Genomic DNA, 18,170 nt, shown 5'->3' on the forward strand with positions numbered 1-18,170 from the left:
GTTGTCGCTGTCGTGCGCACGGATACGCGCTCTGATCGGATAGCAAGGGCCCATGGCGGTCTTCGTCGCGCTCGGCGCGTTCCTGATGACGCTGGCCGGCGGCTGGACGGCACAGCGCGTGACCGACCGGCGCCACCTGGTCCTGGGCCTGGCCGGCGGCCTGATGCTGGGCGTGGTCGGCCTCGACCTGCTGCCGGAGGCGCTTCAGGCGGCGGGCGACGAGGTGTTCGGCGTGCCCGAGGCACTGCTGCTCTTCGTCGCCGGATTCCTGCTCGCGCACCTGGTGGAACGCCTGCTGGCCGCCCGCCGTGCCGCGCACGGCGCCGACGAGCTCGGGCAGCGTTCGCCCCAGGTGGGCCTGACGGCCGCCGCCGCGATGGTCGGGCACAGCGCGATGGACGGCGTGGCGATCGGCGCGGCCTTCCAGGTCGGCGGCGGCATGGGCGCGGCGGTCGCGATGGCCGTGATCGCCCACGACTTCGCGGACGGCTTCAACACCTACACGCTGACCAGCCTGTACGGGAACGCCCGCCGCCGCGCGGTCGCGATGCTGTTCGCCGACGCCGTGGCGCCCGTGGCCGGTGCTGCCTCGACCCTCCTCTTCTCGATCCCGGAAGGTGTACTCGGCGCGTATCTCGGCCTGTTCGGCGGCGTACTGCTCTACCTCGCCGCCGCCGAGATCCTCCCCGAGGCCCACCACGAGCATCCCGCCCGCTCGACCCTGCTGTGCACGGTCGCCGGCGCGGCGTTCATCTGGCTGGTGGTGGGCGTGGCGGAGTGACGAACCCCGGTTCACAACTTGCCGCCCCGCCCGCCCTCGCGCCGGGCGGGCGCGATGAGCGTCGAGAGATAGGGCAGCGGCTCGCCGTCCAGCTCGGCCGCCGCCCGTACGGACTCCTCCGGCAGCCCGAGCGCCGACCCCCACACGGCGTCGTCCAGCCGCCCGGTCTCCCGCAGCGCCTCGGCGACCTCGGCCGCCTGCCGGCCGAACTTGTAGGCGACGACCGTGCCCGGCCCGTTCAACGCGTCCTTGAGCACGGCGGCCCCCGCGGTGACCGGCACCAGCGTCAGCGGCTCGGTGCCCTCCGTCAGCACGGCACCCGACCGCGCCGCGAGGTCCTGCATGGCGGTGATCCCCGGCACGGTCTCCACGACGGTGCCCGGCACGAGGTCGCCGACGGTCTGCGCGAGATAGGTGAAGGTCGAGTACACGTTGGGATCGCCGATGGTGGCGAAGGCGACGCTGCCGTGCTCCCGCAGCAGAGCGGCGACCCGCTCCCCGGCCGCGTCCCACGCGGCCTCGCGCCGGGCCCGGTCGGTGCGCTCGTTCAGCGCGAACACGACCCGCACGACCTTCTCGGCGCCCACGTAGTGCAGCACGGTGGCTTCCGCCCGCCCCCGCTCCCCAGTGTCCATCACGGGCACGACGACGACCTCGGCGGCCCGCAGCGCGTTGACCCCCTTGACGGTCACCAGCTCGGGGTCCCCGGGCCCGACCCCCACCCCGATCAGCCTGCTGCTCATGACGTCCGGCACCTCTCCACGAACCGACGGGCGACACCGGGCTCGGACGCCCAGTGCGTGTGCAGATAGCTCGCGTGCACACCGCGCTCCACAAATCCCTCGACGCGCCGCTCGGGCGCCCGCATCCCCCACGCCGGTGCCGCCCCGGCCCCCGGCTCCACCACGGTCCGGTGGAACTCGTGCCCCCGCATCCGCGTCCCCGCGACGGCCAGCGCACTGTCGGTGACGGCCACGGCGTCCCGGTAGCCCAGCGTCAGCCGCTCCGACATCCGCGCGGAGGCGTCCAGCACCCCGCACATCGGCAGCCCGTCCAGCTCCCGGCACAGATAGAGCAGCCCCGCACACTCGGCGGCGACGGGAGCACCGCTCGACGCCAGCTCGGCGACGGCCTTGCGCAGCGGCTCGTTGGCGGACAGCTCGGACACGTACACCTCGGGGAACCCGCCCCCTATGACGAGCCCCCGAGTGCCTTCCGGCAGCTCCTCGTCCCGCAACGGATCGAAGACGACGACCTCGGCCCCGGCGGCGGCGAGCAGCTCGGAGTGCTCGGCGTAGGAGAACGTGAAGGCCGCCCCGCCGGCAACGGCGACGCGCTTCAGCCCGTCCGGCGTCTGAGGACGAGGCCCGTCCAGGGCCGAAAGCGGGGGTCCGGGGGCGGCAGCCCCCGGGGACGGGACGGGAAGGGGCGGCGGGGGCGAGGGAACAAGCGCCTCGGCCGGGTCCCATGCCGCACAGGGCAACGCCCCGGCCCCTCGCGCCAGCGCGACCAACGCCTCCAGATCACACCCGTCGGCCACTTGCGCCGCCATCGCGGCCACGGCCTCTACCGCCTCCACGCCCCGCTCGGCAACCGGCACCAACCCGAGGTGCCGCGACGGCGTCTCCACCCGTGCGGCCCGCCGCAACACCCCCAGCACCGGCACCCCGACGGAGTCCAACGCCTCCCGCAGCAGCGCCTCGTGCCGATCCGACCCGACCTTGTTGAGGATCACACCCCCGACCCGCACCTCCGGGTCCCAGCTCACGAACCCGTGCACCAGCGCCGCCACCGACCGCGACTGCGCCGACGCGTCGACGACCAGCACGACCGGCGCGCGCAGCAGCTTGGCGACGTGCGCGGTGGACGCCAGCTCACCCTCCCCGGCGGCACCGTCGTACAGCCCCATCACACCTTCGACGACCGCGATGTCGCAGCCGCGCGCCCCGTGCAGGAACAGCGGAGCCACCAGCTCCGCCCCGCACAGGTACGCGTCCAGGTTCCGCCCCACCCGCCCCGTGGCGAGCGAGTGGTACCCGGGATCGATGTAGTCGGGCCCGACCTTGTGCGGCGACACGGCGAGCCCGCGCCCGGCGAGCGCGGCCATCAGCCCCGTGGCGACGGTGGTCTTGCCGCTGCCCGAGGAGGGCGCGGCGACGACCAGCCGGGGAACGGAGGGCGAGGTCACCACTCGATGCCCCTCTGCCCCTTCTGCCCCGCGTCCATCGGGTGCTTGACCTTGGACATGTCGGTGACGAGGTCGGCGAACTCCACCAGCTTCTCCGGGGCGTTCCGCCCGGTGATCACGACGTGCTGGGTCCCGGGCCGGTCCCGGAGCACGGACACGACCTCGTCGGTGTCGATCCACCCCCAGTGCATCGGGTAGGCGAACTCGTCCAGCACGTACAGCTTGTACGTCTCGGCGGCGAGGTCCCGCTTGACCTGCTCCCAGCCCTCCCGGGCCTTCTCCTCGTTGTCCATCTGCGCGTCGCGCTGGACCCAGGACCAGCCCTCGCCCATCTTGTGCCAGTCGACGGACCCGCCCTCACCGCTGGCGCCCAGCACCCGCAGCGCGTTCTCCTCGCCGACCTTCCACTTCGCCGACTTGACGAACTGGAACACCCCGATCGGCCACCCCTGGTTCCAGGCCCGCAGCGCCAGCCCGAAGGCGGCGGTCGACTTGCCCTTCCCCACACCCGTGTGCACGACGACCAGCGGACGGTTCCGCCGCTGACGCGTCGTCAGCCCGTCGTCCGGTACGACACTCGGCTTGCCCTGCGGCATTACGCGGCCCTCCTGCTGCCCTGAACGTCCTTCACCAGACCGGCGATGGAGTCCGCCCGCAGCTCGTCGAGCGTCACCGCCGTACCGCCCAGCTCACCCGCGAGCTGCCCGGCCAGCCCCAGCCGCACCGGCCCCGACTCGCAGTCCACGACGACGGAGGCGACCCCGTCGGCCGCGAACAGCCGCGCCGCCCGCCCGGCCAGCGCGACCGGCTCGGGGCCGCCCGTCGCCCGCCCGTCCGTCACCACCACGACCAGCGCCCGCCGCGCCGGGTCCCGCAGCCGCTCCACCCGCAGCACCTCATGGGCGCGCAGCAGCCCGGCCGCCAGCGGCGTCCGCCCGCCCGTCGGCAGCGACTCCAGCCGGACCGCCGCCGCGTCCACCGACGAGGTCGGCGGCAGCGCGACGTCGGCGGCCGAACCCCGGAAGGTCACCAGCCCCACCTTGTCCCGCCGCTGGTAGGCGTCGAGCAGCAGCGACAGCACGGCACCCTTCACGGCGCTCATCCGCTGCCGGGCCGCCATCGACCCGGAGGCGTCCACGACGAACAGCACGAGGTTGCCCTCACGCCCCTCACGCGTCGCCTGCCGCAGATCGTCCCGGCGCACCACCAGCCCGCGCCCCGACCGGCCCCGCGCCCGCTGGTGCGGCGCCGCCGCCTGCACCGTCGCCGCCAGGTGCAGCTTGGTCAGCGCACCCTGGGGCCGGCGGGCCCCGGTGGTCCGCCCGTGCTCGGTCCGCGCCCGCGAACGCCGCCCGGCGGCGCCCTCGCCGAGTCCGGGCACGCTCAGCACCTTCGTGCGGAACGGCTCGGCGGCACGCGCGGGGGACTGCTCACCGGCACCGCCGCCGGAAGGCTGCGGCTCTCCGCCCTCACCGGCCTCGGGCCGCGCGGCGGTGTCACCATCGCCCTGCGGGGCGTCGTCGGGCTCCGGCTGCCCACCACCGGGACCGCCGGGCCCCGGATCGGGATCGTCGTCGCCGTCCTCGCCCGGCCCGCCGAACTCCTCCAGCGTCTCGTCGAGCTTGTCCTCGTCCAGACCCGGCGCGTCGAACGGGTTGCGCCGCCGACGGTGCGGCAGCGCCAGCAGCGCGGCCTGCCGCACGTCCTCCGCCAGTACGTCGGTACGCCCGGCCCAGGCCGCCAGCGCGGTGGCCGTCCGCGCCATCACGATGTCGGCCCGCATGCCGTCCACCTCGAAGGCGGCACAGGTCGCGGCGATCTGCCGCAGCGCCCCGTCGCCGAGCCGCACCGAGGGCAGCAGCTCCCGCGCCGCCACGATCCGGGCCCGTACGGCGGCCTCCTCGTCGGCCCAGCGCGCGGCGAACGCGGTCGGGTCGTCGTCGTGGGCGAGCCTGCGCCGTACGACCTCCACCCGCTGGTCGGGCTCGCGCGAGGCCGCGACCTCGACGGTCAGCCCGAACCGGTCGAGCAGCTGCGGCCGCAGCTCGCCCTCCTCGGGGTTCATGGTGCCGACCAGCAGGAACCGCGCCGCGTGCCGCACCGACACGCCCTCGCGCTCGACGTACGAGGCGCCCATCGCGGCGGCGTCCAGCAGCAGGTCGACCAGGTGGTCATGGAGCAGGTTGACCTCGTCGACGTACAGGATCCCGCGGTGCGCGTCGGCCAGCAGGCCCGGCTCGAAGGCCTTCACGCCCTCCGCGAGCGCCCGCTCGATGTCGAGGGCGCCGACGAGCCGGTCCTCGGAGGCGCCGACGGGGAGTTCCACCATGCGCGCCGGCCGGGACGCGAAGGCCCCCGGCTCGTGCGGGCCGTCCGGGCAGCCCGGGTCGGGCGCGTCCGGATCGCAGGAGAACCGGCATCCGGAGACGACGTCCACCTCCGGCATCAGCGCCGACAGCGCTCGCACCGCCGTGGACTTGGCGGTGCCCTTCTCGCCGCGCACCAGCACACCGCCGACCGCCGGGGAGACGGCGTTCAGCAGCAGCGCGAGCCGCAGGTCGTCCTGGCCGACAACGGCCGTGAACGGGAACGGGGTACTCACTTCTCGTCGCCCTCCAAGTCGCCCTCGAGCTCCAGATAGGTGGCGCGCAGCCGCTCCAGCGTCTCCGCGTCCGGTTCGGCCCACAGACCGCGGTCGGCGGCCTCCAGCAGCCGCTCGGTGATGCCGCGCAGCGCCCACGGGTTGGACGTCTTCATGAAGTCCCGGTTCTCCGGGTCGAAGACGTACTCGGCGCTGAGCTTCTCGTACATCCAGTCGTCCACGACCCCGGCCGTGGCGTCGTACCCGAAGAGGTAGTCCACGGTGGCCGCCATCTCGAAGGCGCCCTTGTAGCCGTGCCGCCGCATCGCCGCCATCCAGCGCGGGTTGACCACGCGGGCCCGGAAGACCCGGTGGGTCTCCTCGCCCAGCGTCCGGGTCTTCACCTGGTCGGGGGTGGCCGAGTCGCCGACGTAGGCCTCCGGGCTCGTCCCCGTCAGGTGCCGCACCATGGCGACCATGCCGCCGTGGTACTGGAAGTAGTCGTCGGCGTCGACGAGGTCGTGCTCACGCGTGTCCACGTTCTTCGCCGCGACCGCGATCCGCCGGAACGCCGTCTCCATGTCCCCGCGCGCCGCCCGCCCGTCCAGCCCGCGCCCGTAGGCGTAGCCGCCCCACACCGCGTACACCTCGGCGAGGTCCGCGTCGGAGCGCCAGTTGCGGGCGTCGATCAGCGGCAGCAGACCGGCGCCGTACGCGCCCGGCTTGGAACCGAAGATGCGCGCCGTCGCCCGCCGCCGGTCGCCGTGCTCGGCGGTGTCCGCGTCGGCGTGGGCGCGCACGTAGTTCTGGTCGGCGGGTTCGTCCAGCTCCGCCACCGCCCGCACCGCGTCGTCGATCAACCCCACGACGTGCGGGAACGCGTCCCGGAAGAAGCCCGAGATGCGCACCGTGACGTCGACGCGCGGCCGGCCCAGCTCGGCCGGGGGCACGATCTCGAAGCCGGTGACGCGGCGTGAGGCGTCGTCCCAGACCGGACGGCAGCCCAGCAGCGCCAGGATCTCGGCGATGTCGTCGCCCTGGGTGCGCATCGCGGACGTGCCCCACACCGTGAGGCCGACGGACTTCGGGTACTCGCCGGTGTCGCTCAGATAGCGCTGGATCAGCGAGTCCGCGAGGGACTGCCCGACCTCCCAGCTCAGCCGGGACGGGATCGCCTTCGGGTCGACGGAGTAGAAGTTCCGGCCGGTCGGCAGCACGTTGACCAGCCCGCGGGTCGGGGAGCCCGACGGACCCGCCGGGACGTAACCGCCGTCCAGCGCCCGCAGGATGTGCCCGATCTCGTCCGTCGTCCGGGCGAGCCGCGGCACGACCTCGGTGCAGGCGAACTCCAGGACGGCCACGGCGTCGGGAAGTTCGGTGCGGAGCACCTCCCGCACGAGCGGGGCGCTCTCCGCGACCGCCCAGCCACGCTCCTCCATGCCCTCGGCGATCCGCCGGCACAGCTGCTCCAGCAGGTCGATCGCGTCGGCGGCGCTGCGGGACGGCCCCTCGACCAGGTCCGTCAGCTCCACCGGCACCTTCACCGGCGCGCCCGGCTCGGCCAGCAGCTCCTTCTCCACCAGCCCGAAGTGCCCGGCCAGCGCGGCCCGCAGGCCCGGCAGCGCGTTCGCCTGCCCGCCCCACACCTGCGAGGCCCGCAGCACCGCCAGCACGAGGTTCACACGCGGCTCGCCGACCGGGCCGCCGCCCAGGATGTGCAGGCCGTCGCGGATCTGCACGTCCTTGATCTCGCACAGATAGCCGTCGATGTGCATGACGAACTCGTCGAACGCGTCGTCGTCCGGCTGGTCGTCCACGTGCAGGTCGTGGTGCAGCTCCGCCGCCTTGACCAGCGTCCAGATCTGCGCGCGGACCGCCGGCGCCTTGACCGGGTCCAGGTCGGAGACGAGCGCGTACTCGTCGAGCAGCTGCTCCAGCTTGGCCAGGTCGCCGTACGTGTCGGCGCGCGCCATCGGCGGTACGAGGTGGTCGACCACCGTCGCGTGCCCGCGCCGCTTGGCCTGCGTGCCCTCGCCGGGGTCGTTGACGATGAACGGGTAGATCAGCGGCAGGTCGCCCAGCACCGCGTCCGGCGCGCAGCCCGCGCTCAGCCCGAGGCCCTTGCCCGGCAGCCACTCCATCGTGCCGTGCTTGCCCATGTGCACGATCGCGTCGGCGCCGAAGCTGTTGTCCAGCCAGCGGTAGGCCGCCATGTAGTGGTGCGACGGCGGCATGTCCGGGTCGTGGTAGATCGCGATCGGGTTCTCGCCGAAGCCGCGCGGCGGCTGGATCATGACCACGACGTTCCCGAACTGCAGCGACGCGAGCACGATGTCGTCCCCGTCGACGTACAGCGAACCCGGCGGCTCGCCCCACGCCTGGCGCATGCCCTCCCGCAGCTCCGGGTCCAGCTTCTCGAACCACGCCCGGTAGTCGGCCAGCGGCACCCGCGCGGGCGCCGCCGCCAGCTGGTCCTCCGTCAGCCACTCGACGTCGTGGCCGCCGGCGGCGATCAGCCGGTGGATCAGCTCGTCGCCGCCGGACGGGTAGTCGGTGAGGGAGTACCCGGCGTCCCGCAGCGCGTCCAGGACCCGCACCGCGGAGGCCGGGGTGTCCAGCCCCACCGCGTTGCCGACGCGGGAGTGCTTGGTCGGGTACGCGGTGAAGACCAGCGCCAGCTTCTTGTCGGCGTTCGCCTTGTGCTTCAGCGCCGCGTGCCGCACGGCGATCCCGGCGACCCGCCCGGCCCGCTCGGGATCGGCGACGTACACCGGTACGTCGTCCGGCCCCTGCTCCTTGAAGGAGAACGGCACCGTGACCAGGCGCCCGTCGAACTCCGGGATCGCGACCTGCATCGCCGCGTCCATGGGGGAGAGGGCGGCGTCGGACGCCTCCCAGGCGGCGCGGGAGGAGGTGAGGCAGAGCCCTTGCAGCACCGGGACGTTCAGGTCGGCCAGCGCCCCGATGTCCCAGGCCTCCTCGTCGCCGCCGGCCGAGGCCTGCGAGGCGTGCGTGCCGCCGGCCGCGAGGACGGTGGCGACCAGGGCGTCGGCCCGGCCCAGCAGCTCGTACAGCCCGGGGTCCGCGCCGCGCAGCGAACCGCAGTAGACGGGCAGGGCGTTGGCGCCGTGCGCCTCGATCGCGTCGCACAGCGTGTCGACGAAGGCGGTGTTGCCGCTCAGCTGGTGGGCGCGGTAGAAGAGCACGCCGACCGTCGGGCGGCCCTGCGCGATGGCCCGTGAGCCGTGGACGCCGAACTCCGGCATCTTCTCCGGCTCGTCGAAGCCCTCGCCGGTCAGCAGCACGGTGTCGGAGAGGAACCGGGCGAGCTGGGTGAGGTTGGCGGGCCCGCCCTCGACGAGGTAGCGCAGCGCCTCCGCCACCACCCCGGCCGGCACCGACGACTCGGCCATCAGTTCCGCGTCCGGCACGCTCTCGCCGCCCAGCAGGACCGTCGGGATGCCGGCGGCCTTCAGCGCGGCGAGCCCGTCCTCCCAGGCGCGCTTGCCGCCCAGCAGGCGTACGACGGCGACGTCCGCGCCGTCGACGAGCCCCGGCAGCTCCTCCGTCACGTCGACCCGGGTCGGGTTGCCGATCCGGTAGGCGGCCTCCGACGCGCGGGCCGCCAGGAGGTCCGTGTCGGCGGTCGACAACAACAACACTGTGCTCATGCGGGCGCTCCCGGTGGAATGAAGGGCAGTCCTTGCGGCGCGCCGGACTCGATGAGCCGCCACAGCGCGTCCGTGTCCGCGTGGTGTTCGATCAGGTCGCCGAGCCGGTCGAGCTGCTCCTCGCGCAGCGCGGCGAACGAGGTGTCGGGGGCCGGCACGAAGCGGCGGCCCGCGGCGGCGGCCACCTCGCGCAGGAAGGCCCGCCGGAAGCCGTCCGACTCCAGCGAGCCGTGCCAGTGCGTGCCCCAGGTCTGGCCGACCCGGCAGCCGTCCAAGAAGGGTGCGCCGCCGGTGACTTCGGCGACCCCGTGGTGGATCTCGTACCCCTCGACGTGCTCGCCGAGGGCCTCGCCCACCGGCCGGGTGAGGGTCTTCTCGCGGGCGAACCGCACCCGCACGGGCAGCACTCCGAGCCCGTCCACGTGCCCGGCCCGGGACTCGACCTCGTCCTCGATGTGCTCGCCGAGCAGCTGGAAGCCGCCGCAGATGCCCAGCACGGGCCGCTGTTCGGCCACCCTGCGCGCGATGGCGTCCGCGAGCCCCCGCTCCCGCAGCCACTGAAGCGCCCGGACCGTCCCGCGCGTCCCCGGCACGATCACGAGGTCCGCGTCGGCCAGCTCCTCCGGCCGGTCCACGAACCGCACCACGACACCCGGCTCGGCGGCGAGCGCGTCCACGTCCGTGAAGTTGGACATCAGCGGGATCGCGCAGACAGCGACCCGCAGCACGTCCTCGCCGACCGGCGGCGCGACGACCGACTCGCGCACCGTCCCGCGCAGGGAGACGCGCAGTCCATCCTCCTCGTCGATGCCGAGCCCGTGTCGGAACGGCAGGACGCCGTACGTGTGCCGTCCGGTGAGCCCGTGCAGCATCTCGAGACCCGGTTCCAGCAGCGACACGTCACCCCGGAACTTGTTGACGAGGAACCCGGCGACCAGTGCCTGGTCCTCGGGCGCGAGCAGCGCCACCGTCCCGAAGCACGAGGCGAAGACCCCGCCCCGGTCGATGTCGCCCACCACGAGCACGGGCAGCCCGGCACCCCGGGCGATCCCCATGTTCACGATGTCCGTCCGGCGCAGGTTGATCTCGGCCGGACTGCCCGCCCCCTCACAGATCACCGCGTCATACGTGCCCCGCAGCTCGGCCAGACAGTCGAGCACCGTGCCGAGCAACTGCCGCTGCCGCCCGCCGTGGTAGCCGCGGGCGCTCATCTCGCCGACCGGCTTGCCGAGCAGCACGACCTGGCTGCTGCGCTCGCCGCCCGGCTTGAGCAGCACCGGGTTCATCAGCGCGGTCGGCTCCACGCGGCACGCCTGGGCCTGCATGGCCTGCGCCCGCCCGATCTCTGCGCCCTCGCGGGTGACGAAGGAGTTGAGCGACATGTTCTGCGCCTTGAAGGGCGCGACCTTGACGCCCTGCCGCACCAGCCAGCGGCAGATCCCGGCGGTGACGACGCTCTTGCCGGCGTCGGAGGTGGTGCCGGCGACGAGGAGGCCACCGTTCATGACGTACGTCCCTTCTTGAGGAGGCGACCGCTCACGACGTACGCCCCTTCCCGACGGCCCCGCGCGCGATCAGCCGCGCGCCCGCGCACACGCCGAGCGCCAGCCAGCCCACGCGCCGGGAGAGCCGGACGGCCCGGTCGATGTCGCCGGAGCCGGCCCGGACGGCGCGTCCCGCCGCCCCGTTGAGGACGGGCCGGTGCTCCACCCGCCCGCCGTAGGAGAGCGTTCCGCCGAGCCGCACGCCCAGGGCGCCCGCGAACGACGCCTCCACGGGGCCCGCGTTGGGGCTCGGGTGCTGTGCGGCGTCGGCGCGCCAGGCCCGTACGGCGCCGCGCGGATCGCCGCCGGCCACGGTGGTCAGTACGGCGGTCAGCCGGGCGCCCGGCCAGCCCGCGAGGTCGTCGAGGCGGGCCGAGGCCCAGCCGTACCGCCGGTACCTGGGGGACTTGTGGCCGACCATGGCGTCCAGGGTGTTCACGGCCCGGAAGCCGAGCAGTCCGGGCACTCCGCCGACCGCGCCCCACACCAGGGCGCCCACGACCGCGTCCGAGGTGTTCTCGGCGACGGACTCCACGACGGCCCGGGCGATCCCGTCGGCGTCCAGCGCCTGCGGGTCCCGCCCGCACAGGTGCGGCAGCCGCGTCCGGGCCGCCTCGACGTCGCCGGCCTCCAGGGCACGGCCGATCGCGCGGGCCTCACGGGCGAGCGAGGTGCCGCCGACGACGGCCCAGGTGGCGGCGCCGGTCAGGGCGACGGAGGCGGCGGGGGAGCGGCGTACGGCGCGTGTGGCGGCCGTTCCGAGGGCGGCGGCGCCTCCGGCGCACACGGCGGTGTGCAGCGCGCCCCAGCCCCGGTGGTCCCGCCACAGCACCCGTTCCACGGCACCGGCGGCACGGCCGAACGCGGCGACCGGATGTCCGCGGCGCGGGTCGCCGAGGAGGAGGTCACCGAGAAGGCCGGCGGCGGCGCCGTACGCGAAGACGCGTTCGGCGCGCACGGCTCAACCGGCCGTGGGGCGGGAGAGCGTGTCGCTGGTGTACCCGGAACCGGTGTACCCGGGACCGCTGTGCCTGGAACCGCAGCCGCGCATGGCGATATGTCCTCACTCAGGGTGTCCGCGCCCTGGTTAGAAGAGACCGGCGGTGAGAGTTCCTGGCTCCCGGGGGCTGTACCCCGGTCACAGTGGCGGGACCGCGCCGGATTCGCACCGGGCTTCCTCTCCTGCCGCCGTATTGGCTCCGGCAGTCCACCACGGCCCGCGAACACCCGTCAACCTGGCGTTGACCTGCGGCGGGGGAGTGTGCGAAGCCCCACACACGGGCGGTGTGCGCCGGCACGAGAAGAGGCGGGGCGCGGGACGGTCGGTGTCCGTCCCGCGCCCCGCCTCACAAGGGGATGCGCGCGGTGCCCGCGCGTGGTCGCTCAGGCGACGATCAGGTAGATGCCGTACGCCACTGCGGCCGCGCAGGCCGCGAAGCAGGCGTACGCGCCGGTGACCGCGAGGGCCGCGGAGCCGCCCTGTGCGGCCGCCCGCTCCTGGCGGGAGAGGCCGACGATGCCGAGGGTGAACAGGCCCACCAGGGCCACGGTGGCCACGAGGCTGACCCCGAAGACGGAGCCGAGAGCTGCCCAGTCGATGCTCATGGAGTTCGCTTTCCTTCGTACCCGGGGCGCGGGCTCAGACGGAGGTGGTGGCCGAGGGGGCCTTGGAGTCGGACGCGGAGCCCGGGGCACCGGCCGCGGCCAGGTCCTCGGTCACGCCCGCCGGGGGCGGGGAGACGGCGGCCATCGCCGTGGTCACCACACCGGCCTCCTCGGGCTCGTCGACGACGTTGGTGTGGTCGACGATCTCGCGCCGGGAGAGCTTCCAGATGGCGGCGCTGGAGGCGACCAGGAAGACCGCGACGAGCGCGGTGCCCCAGTCACCCAGGCCGCAGACCCACTCGGCGATCGCGGCGACCAGGGCCGCGGCCGGCAGGGTCAGGCCCCAGGCGACGAACATCCGGGTGGCCGTGGACCAGCGCACCACGCCGCCCTTGCGGCCGAGGCCCGCGCCCATCACCGCGCCGGAGACCGAGTGCGTGGTGGAGAGGGAGAAGCCGAGGTGGGAGGAGGCCAGGATGACCGTCGCGGCGCTGGTCTGGGCGGCGAAGCCCTGCTGCGGCTGGAGGTCGGTCAGGCCCTTGCCCATGGTGCGGATGATGCGCCAGCCGCCGAGGTAGGTGCCGAGCGCGATGGCGATGCCCGCGGAGAGGATGACCCACATGGGCGGGTCGGAGTCGGGGGCGAGCGAGCCGCCGGCGACCAGGGCGAGGGTGATGATGCCCATCGTCTTCTGGGCGTCGTTGGTGCCGTGGGCCAGCGAGACCAGCCCGGCGGAGGCGATCTGCCCGGCGCGGTAGCCCTTGGCGGCGGCCCTGCCGTCGGCCTTGCGGCCGAGCTTGTACGTCAGCCGCGCGCCGAGCAGCGCCGCGAGGCCCGCGACGAGCGGGGCGGCGATCGCCGGGATCAGCACCTTGGTGACGAGCGCGTCGCCGTTGACCGCGCCGACGCCCGCCGAGGCGACCGCGGCACCGATCAGACCGCCCATGAGGGCGTGCGAGGAGCTGGACGGGAGCCCGACCAGCCAGGTCAGCAGGTTCCAGAGGATCGCGCCCACCAGAGCGGCGAAGATGACCTCGGGACGGATGCCGGTCTCGTCGACGAGACCCTTGGAGATCGTGTTGGCGACCTCCACCGAGAGGAAGGCGCCTACAAGGTTGAGGACGGCGGACATGGCCACCGCCACCTTGGGCTTGAGCGCACCGGTCGAAATGGTCGTTGCCATCGCGTTCGCGGTGTCGTGGAAACCGTTCGTGAAATCGAACGCGAGTGCGGTTACCACCACAATCGCGAGGATCAGCGAGAAGCTTTCCATTTACCCAGGCAATCGTTCGAGGTCATTGGCTGGACGAACGTAGGTAACCAGAGTGAACGGAAGATGAACTGGACAGGGCGTCACGGTGACCGGAACCGGCGCCGCCGCCTCCCTCTCCGTGCCCGGCCCGATGCTCTCCGGATACGTGCCTGGCAGGATCGCCGCGAGGCCGGTCGGCGGAGGTTCGTGAGGGGCGCGGAAGTGCCCGAAGGAGACGGTGACTGTGACGTATTCGCGGGTCGGAGGGGTGGGCGCGGACGAGGAACGGGCCAGGGCGGAAGCCTGGGAGGCCCTCGTCGCGACAGCCTGTCGAACGGTGGCGGACGGCCTGGTCGTGGGCACCTCCGGCAACGTCTCGGTGCGCGTGGGCGACACGGTGCTGGTCACCCCTTCGGGTGTGCCGTACGACCGTCTGGCCCCGGCCGACGCGACCGGCGTCGACCTCGACGGCCGGCAGGTGCTCGGCAGGCTCGTCCCCACCAGCGAACTGCCCATGCACCTCGCCGTGTACCGCGCCACCGACGCCCGGGCCGTCGTCCACACCCACGCCGTGCACGCGACGGCGGTCTCGCTCCTGGTCCCCGAACTCCCGCCGGTCCACTACATGACCGCCGCCCTAGGCGGCCCCGTCCGGGTCGCCCCCTACGCGGCCTACGGCACCGAAGAACTCGCCCGCCACATGCTCGACGCCCTCACCGACCGCACCGGCTGCCTCCTGCGGAACCACGGCACGATCACCTACGGCACCTCCCTCGACCAGGCCTACGACCGCACGGCCCAACTGGAGTGGATGTGCCACCTCTGGCTGACCGCCTCCTCGGTACCGGGCCGCACACCGTCACTGCTGACGGACGACCAACTGACGGAGGCGACGGAACGGCTCCGGGGGTACGGGCAACGGGGGTACGGGGAGCGGGACTGACGAACGGCTGGCTGCCGGGCGGGGCCGCGTGACGTCCGGCGGTGGGCGCGGGGTGCTGGGCGCCGGGCCCGGGGCTTCGGGCTCGCGGACGTCCGGTGACGGGAGCGGGGGCCGGGCCGCTGGGCCCGGGGCTTCGGGCTCGCGGGGCGCCGACGGGACGGCCGGTCGTCGACGCGTGTGGCCAGGGGGCGGGGGCCGGTGGTCGGTGGCGGGGGGACCTCGGGTGGGCGGGGGCGCGGCGTCGGGGGCGTCCGGGAGGGCGTAGGCCGCCCCAACGACCGGACCGTCAGCCGTCGGCCGTCGGCCGTCGGTCGCCGATCGGGCAGCCGGGCGCCGGTAGCTGATCGGGCCACCGGCCACCGGCCACCGATCGCCGGCGCGACGGCCGGCAGCCGAGCTTTCCGGCGTGGGGAGGGCGAGCCCCCGGGCGCCCGGCGCCCGGCGCACCGCACCGCCGACGCCCCCGCGGCGGAACCCGCCGTCGGCGATGCGCGTACCGCGCTGCTTCGGGGGTACCGGCAGCGGGACCGACTCATGGCTCAGGGCCCGACCGGGCGGCCGACGGGGGCTCGTCACCCCCCGCCGCCCGCCCACTGGCCGCCCAAGGACTCCAACAGGAGACTGGCCCCATGCGCACTGTCACAGCGACGGCCGCCGCCGTCACCGCGGCCCTGGCGGCCGGTGCAGCGAGCGTCGCCGCCGGCCGGCTCGCCAGCGACGCCGCGCTCAAGGCGTCTCCCGGCCGGCCCCTGCCCACCGAACCCCGGCTCACCGTGCACGGCACCGCGGCCGGGCAGATCACCCTCACCCGGGACCTGGCCGCGCTGCGCCCGGGCCGGTACGGCCTCGCCGGCGACGGCTCGCACGCGGTGGTCGGCCCGGTCCTCGGCACGGCCGAGCACGGCGCCGACACCGTCGTCCGCCGCCTCGAACGCGTCACACACGGCACCCTCGCGGCCGGCGACCGCGCGTGGTTCACCCCGAACCTGTACGTCGGAAACCCGGGCACCGCCCTCGGCCTCGAGTACGCCGACGTGGAGGTCCCGGGCGAACTCGGCCCCCTCCCGGCCTGGTTCCTGCCCGGCTCCCGCCCGACCTGGATCATCGCCGCGCACGGCCTGGGGGCCACCCGCGAGCACGCCATGAACTTCATGGCCCCCCTGCGCCGCCGGCACGTGCCGGTGCTCGCCCTCGCCTACCGCGGCGACGTCGGCGCGCCGTCCTCGCCGGACGGACTGCACCACTTCGGCGAGACCGAGTGGCGCGACCTGGACGCGGCCGTCCGCTACGCCGTCGACCACGGCGCCCGCAAGGTCGTCCTGCTCGGCTGGTCCACCGGCGCCACCATGGCCCTGCGCACGGCCGCGCTCTCCGGCGTACGCGAGCGCATCGCGGGGCTCGTGCTGGACTCCCCGGTGCTCAGCTGGGAGGCCACCCTGCGCGCCCTGGCCGCCGCCCGCCGCACCCCGGGCGCACTGCTGCCGCTCGCCGTCCGCGCCGCCCAGGGCCGCGCCGGACTGCACGCCGACAGCGACGTCCACACCGCAGGCCTCCACCGCCCGGCGGTGCCGACCCTGATCTTCCACGGCCCCGACGACGTGGTGGCCCCGTGGCGGCTCTCCCGCCGCCTCGCCGACACCCACCCGCGCCTGGTCGCCCTCCACACGGTCGAGGGCGCCCCGCACGGCGCCATGTGGAACGCCGCCCCCGACGACTACGAAGAGACCCTGCGCCGCTTCATGACCCCACTGGTGTGACCCCGCAGCAGCCCCGCCGCACCGCGGCCCACCGCCCGCCGCTCCGGTTCCGTTTAGCGCCGTACCACTGGCCTGTTCCGATGCCCCGGCGCCGTCCCGGCCCCGTGCGTCCGCCGCCCCGGACGCCCGCCGGGGCATTCCGTTTGGGTTTTCGGACCGTCAACCGGAAGACTGCACCCGTGACGTCCCGTATCCCGCGCGACTCCAGGCTCCGACTCGTCCGCCCGCGACCCCTGGCCGCCGCCCCTCCAGCGATGAACCAGCGGCGTCCGCGCCGCGCCGCGCCGCGACCCCCGGAGGGCACACCGGCCCGGTCGGAGCTGGCCAGAATGGCGCGCTCCGGTCTGGCCGACGCGGCCCGTGTCGCCCGCTGGGCCGACTCCGCCCTCGGCCCCGGCCGCGGCAGCGCGACCGCCGACGGCAAGGCCACCCTCTCCGACCCGACCGCTGCCCAAGCGGCCCGGGAACTGGGCCTGACCACCGCCAAGGTCCGCGCCGACTGGGACACCGCCCGACTCGCCGGACTGGTCGAGGTGCACGGCGGCAGCGCCCGCCCGGGCTGGCGGCTGCGCGCCTGGAACCGCGACGACAGCGCCGTACTGCGCGGCTGGGTCGCCCTCTTCGACGCCTGGTCGCTGGCCCACCCCGAGCCCGACGGGCAGGAGCCCGCCGCCGTGGCCGAGGTCATCTCCGCGATGCCCCAGGTGCTCTCCTTCCTTCAGCTGTCCGCCGGGCCCGTCCCGGTGGCGCAGCTCCTGGACCTGCTGGAGCAGCGCGTCACCGAACTGCGCACCGAGCGCTGCGAAGTGCCCTACGGCCCCCGTCTCGAACCCGGAACGCCGCAGACCGCCGCGGCCGCCGCCGCGACGCTCCCGGACGCCACCGCCGACACCCCGCTCGCCCCCCTCCTCGACTGGGCCCTGCACGCCCTCTCCTCCGTCGGCGCCCTCACCTGCGGCGACGGACACGCCACACTCACTCCGCTCGGCAGCTGGGCGGTGTGGGTCAAGCTCGAGCAGATCTGCGTCGCCGCGCAGAGCCCCGCCGGCAACATCGAGCAGTCGGCGGAGGACATGCTCCGCGGCTGCGCCCAGCTCCGCCCGAACGCCGCCCGCGCCGAGTACCGCGCCTGGCTCGCCGCCCGCCCCGTCGGCAGCGCCGTCGCCGAGCTGCTCGGCGGCGCCCGGGGCGAGGACGCCCTGCTGCGCGGCCTCGCCTTCGAGGCGCTGCGCGTCGTCGGCGCCCCCGCCGAGCCCGATGTCCGCGCCGTCCTCGACGAGCCGACGCTGCGGCCGTACGCCCTGCTGTGGCTGGCCGAGCACGACGGTGCCGACCCCGAGGACGCCCACGAGGTCCTCACCCGCCAGGAGGCCACGTGGCTGTGGGTCGACACCGCGGCCGCCGTCGCCGACCACGGTGAGGCCCCGCTGCTCGTGCGGCACCTGGAGTCCGCGGTGCAGCCCACCGTCCCGGCCCTGCTGGACGAGGTCCGGGCCGTCGGCCACCCCCGCACCGTGCAGGTCCTGGTCGCCCTCGCCGCCGCGCACCCCGACCCGGCCCTGGCCAAGGCGGTACGCAGGGCGGCCTTCCAGGTCCACACCGGAGGCAGCTGACCCCGCCCGGGCACCCGCGGCCGGAGGCCGGGGCACCTCGCCCCCGGTCGCCCGGGGGCCCCACCGCCCGAGACGTCCCCCGGCCCCCCACAACCGGGGGGACGCTTCCACGGGCGACGACTACGCGGTGCGTGGCTCCGGGAACCGATCGCGGCCGTGCACCGACCCGTGAGGCCGCCCGCCGCCCGCCCCGCGCCCCGGAACACCGCCGACCCCGCGCCGACCGACCCCGCCG

At 74.8% G+C, this 18,170-nt stretch carries 13 protein-coding genes and 1 riboswitch; of the genes, 4 read left to right on the forward strand and 9 right to left on the reverse strand.

The genetic code is table 11. The annotated features are described in order from the left end of the window. The first annotated feature begins 52 nt into the window (after positions 1–52). Complete coding sequence (locus RI578_RS30175) at positions 53–781, forward strand: ZIP family metal transporter (RefSeq protein WP_310874019.1); 729 nt, start codon at positions 53–55, stop codon at positions 779–781. An 11-nt stretch (positions 782–792) separates the two neighbouring features. Here RI578_RS30175 and cobI read toward each other — a convergent pair whose 3' ends face one another. From cobI to RI578_RS30220, 9 genes are all read right to left on the reverse strand, one after another. Then, entirely contained in the window at positions 793–1,524 is a 732-nt protein-coding gene (gene cobI, locus RI578_RS30180) for a precorrin-2 C(20)-methyltransferase (RefSeq protein WP_310874020.1), read from the reverse strand. Further along, positions 1,521–2,972: a cobyrinate a,c-diamide synthase gene (locus RI578_RS30185; protein WP_310874021.1), complete on the reverse strand. Its 1,452-nt coding sequence runs from the start codon at positions 2,970–2,972 to the stop codon at positions 1,521–1,523. Before RI578_RS30185 ends, cobI begins: the two co-directional genes overlap by 4 nt. Then, positions 2,966–3,565: a cob(I)yrinic acid a,c-diamide adenosyltransferase gene (cobO, locus tag RI578_RS30190; protein ID WP_310874022.1), complete on the reverse strand. Its 600-nt coding sequence runs from the start codon at positions 3,563–3,565 to the stop codon at positions 2,966–2,968. Before cobO ends, RI578_RS30185 begins: the two co-directional genes overlap by 7 nt. Beyond that, positions 3,565–5,571 carry a putative cobaltochelatase gene (locus tag RI578_RS30195; RefSeq protein WP_310874023.1) on the reverse strand — a complete coding sequence of 669 codons (2,007 nt, stop codon included), beginning with the start codon at positions 5,569–5,571 and terminating at the stop codon, positions 3,565–3,567. Before RI578_RS30195 ends, cobO begins: the two co-directional genes overlap by 1 nt. Then, positions 5,568–9,221, reverse strand: coding sequence for a cobaltochelatase subunit CobN (gene cobN / locus RI578_RS30200; protein ID WP_310874024.1), 3,654 nt, complete (start codon positions 9,219–9,221; stop codon positions 5,568–5,570). The genes RI578_RS30195 and cobN overlap by 4 nt, the downstream gene beginning before the upstream one ends. Further along, positions 9,218–10,726: a cobyric acid synthase gene (locus tag RI578_RS30205; RefSeq protein ID WP_310874025.1), complete on the reverse strand. Its 1,509-nt coding sequence runs from the start codon at positions 10,724–10,726 to the stop codon at positions 9,218–9,220. The genes cobN and RI578_RS30205 overlap by 4 nt, the downstream gene beginning before the upstream one ends. A 31-nt stretch (positions 10,727–10,757) precedes the next feature. After that, positions 10,758–11,723: a cobalamin biosynthesis protein gene (locus tag RI578_RS30210; protein ID WP_310874026.1), complete on the reverse strand. Its 966-nt coding sequence runs from the start codon at positions 11,721–11,723 to the stop codon at positions 10,758–10,760. 128 nt (positions 11,724–11,851) lie between these two features. Next, positions 11,852–11,993: riboswitch (cobalamin riboswitch) on the reverse strand. 155 nt (positions 11,994–12,148) lie between these two features. Next, positions 12,149–12,370 (reverse strand): hypothetical protein, encoded by a 222-nt coding sequence (locus RI578_RS30215; protein WP_310874027.1) that lies wholly within the window; start codon positions 12,368–12,370, stop codon positions 12,149–12,151. Positions 12,371–12,404: 34 nt separating this feature from the next. Continuing rightward, complete coding sequence (locus RI578_RS30220) at positions 12,405–13,643, reverse strand: anion permease (protein ID WP_310874028.1); 1,239 nt, start codon at positions 13,641–13,643, stop codon at positions 12,405–12,407. Between the two features lie 223 nt (positions 13,644–13,866). Between RI578_RS30220 and RI578_RS30225 the strand changes: the two genes are divergently transcribed. The 3 genes from RI578_RS30225 (at position 13,867) to RI578_RS30235 (ending at position 17,935) form a co-directional block, all read left to right on the forward strand. Then, positions 13,867–14,565 (forward strand): class II aldolase/adducin family protein, encoded by a 699-nt coding sequence (locus RI578_RS30225; protein ID WP_310874029.1) that lies wholly within the window; start codon positions 13,867–13,869, stop codon positions 14,563–14,565. Between the two features lie 629 nt (positions 14,566–15,194). Next, positions 15,195–16,322 (forward strand): alpha/beta fold hydrolase, encoded by a 1,128-nt coding sequence (locus RI578_RS30230; protein ID WP_310874030.1) that lies wholly within the window; start codon positions 15,195–15,197, stop codon positions 16,320–16,322. 179 nt (positions 16,323–16,501) lie between these two features. After that, positions 16,502–17,935 carry a hypothetical protein gene (locus tag RI578_RS30235; RefSeq protein ID WP_383560639.1) on the forward strand — a complete coding sequence of 478 codons (1,434 nt, stop codon included), beginning with the start codon at positions 16,502–16,504 and terminating at the stop codon, positions 17,933–17,935. Positions 17,936–18,170 lie beyond the last annotated feature (235 nt).

Source organism: Streptomyces sp. BB1-1-1 (genome assembly GCF_031597775.1).
Lineage (GTDB): Bacteria > Actinomycetota > Actinomycetes > Streptomycetales > Streptomycetaceae > Streptomyces > Streptomyces thinghirensis.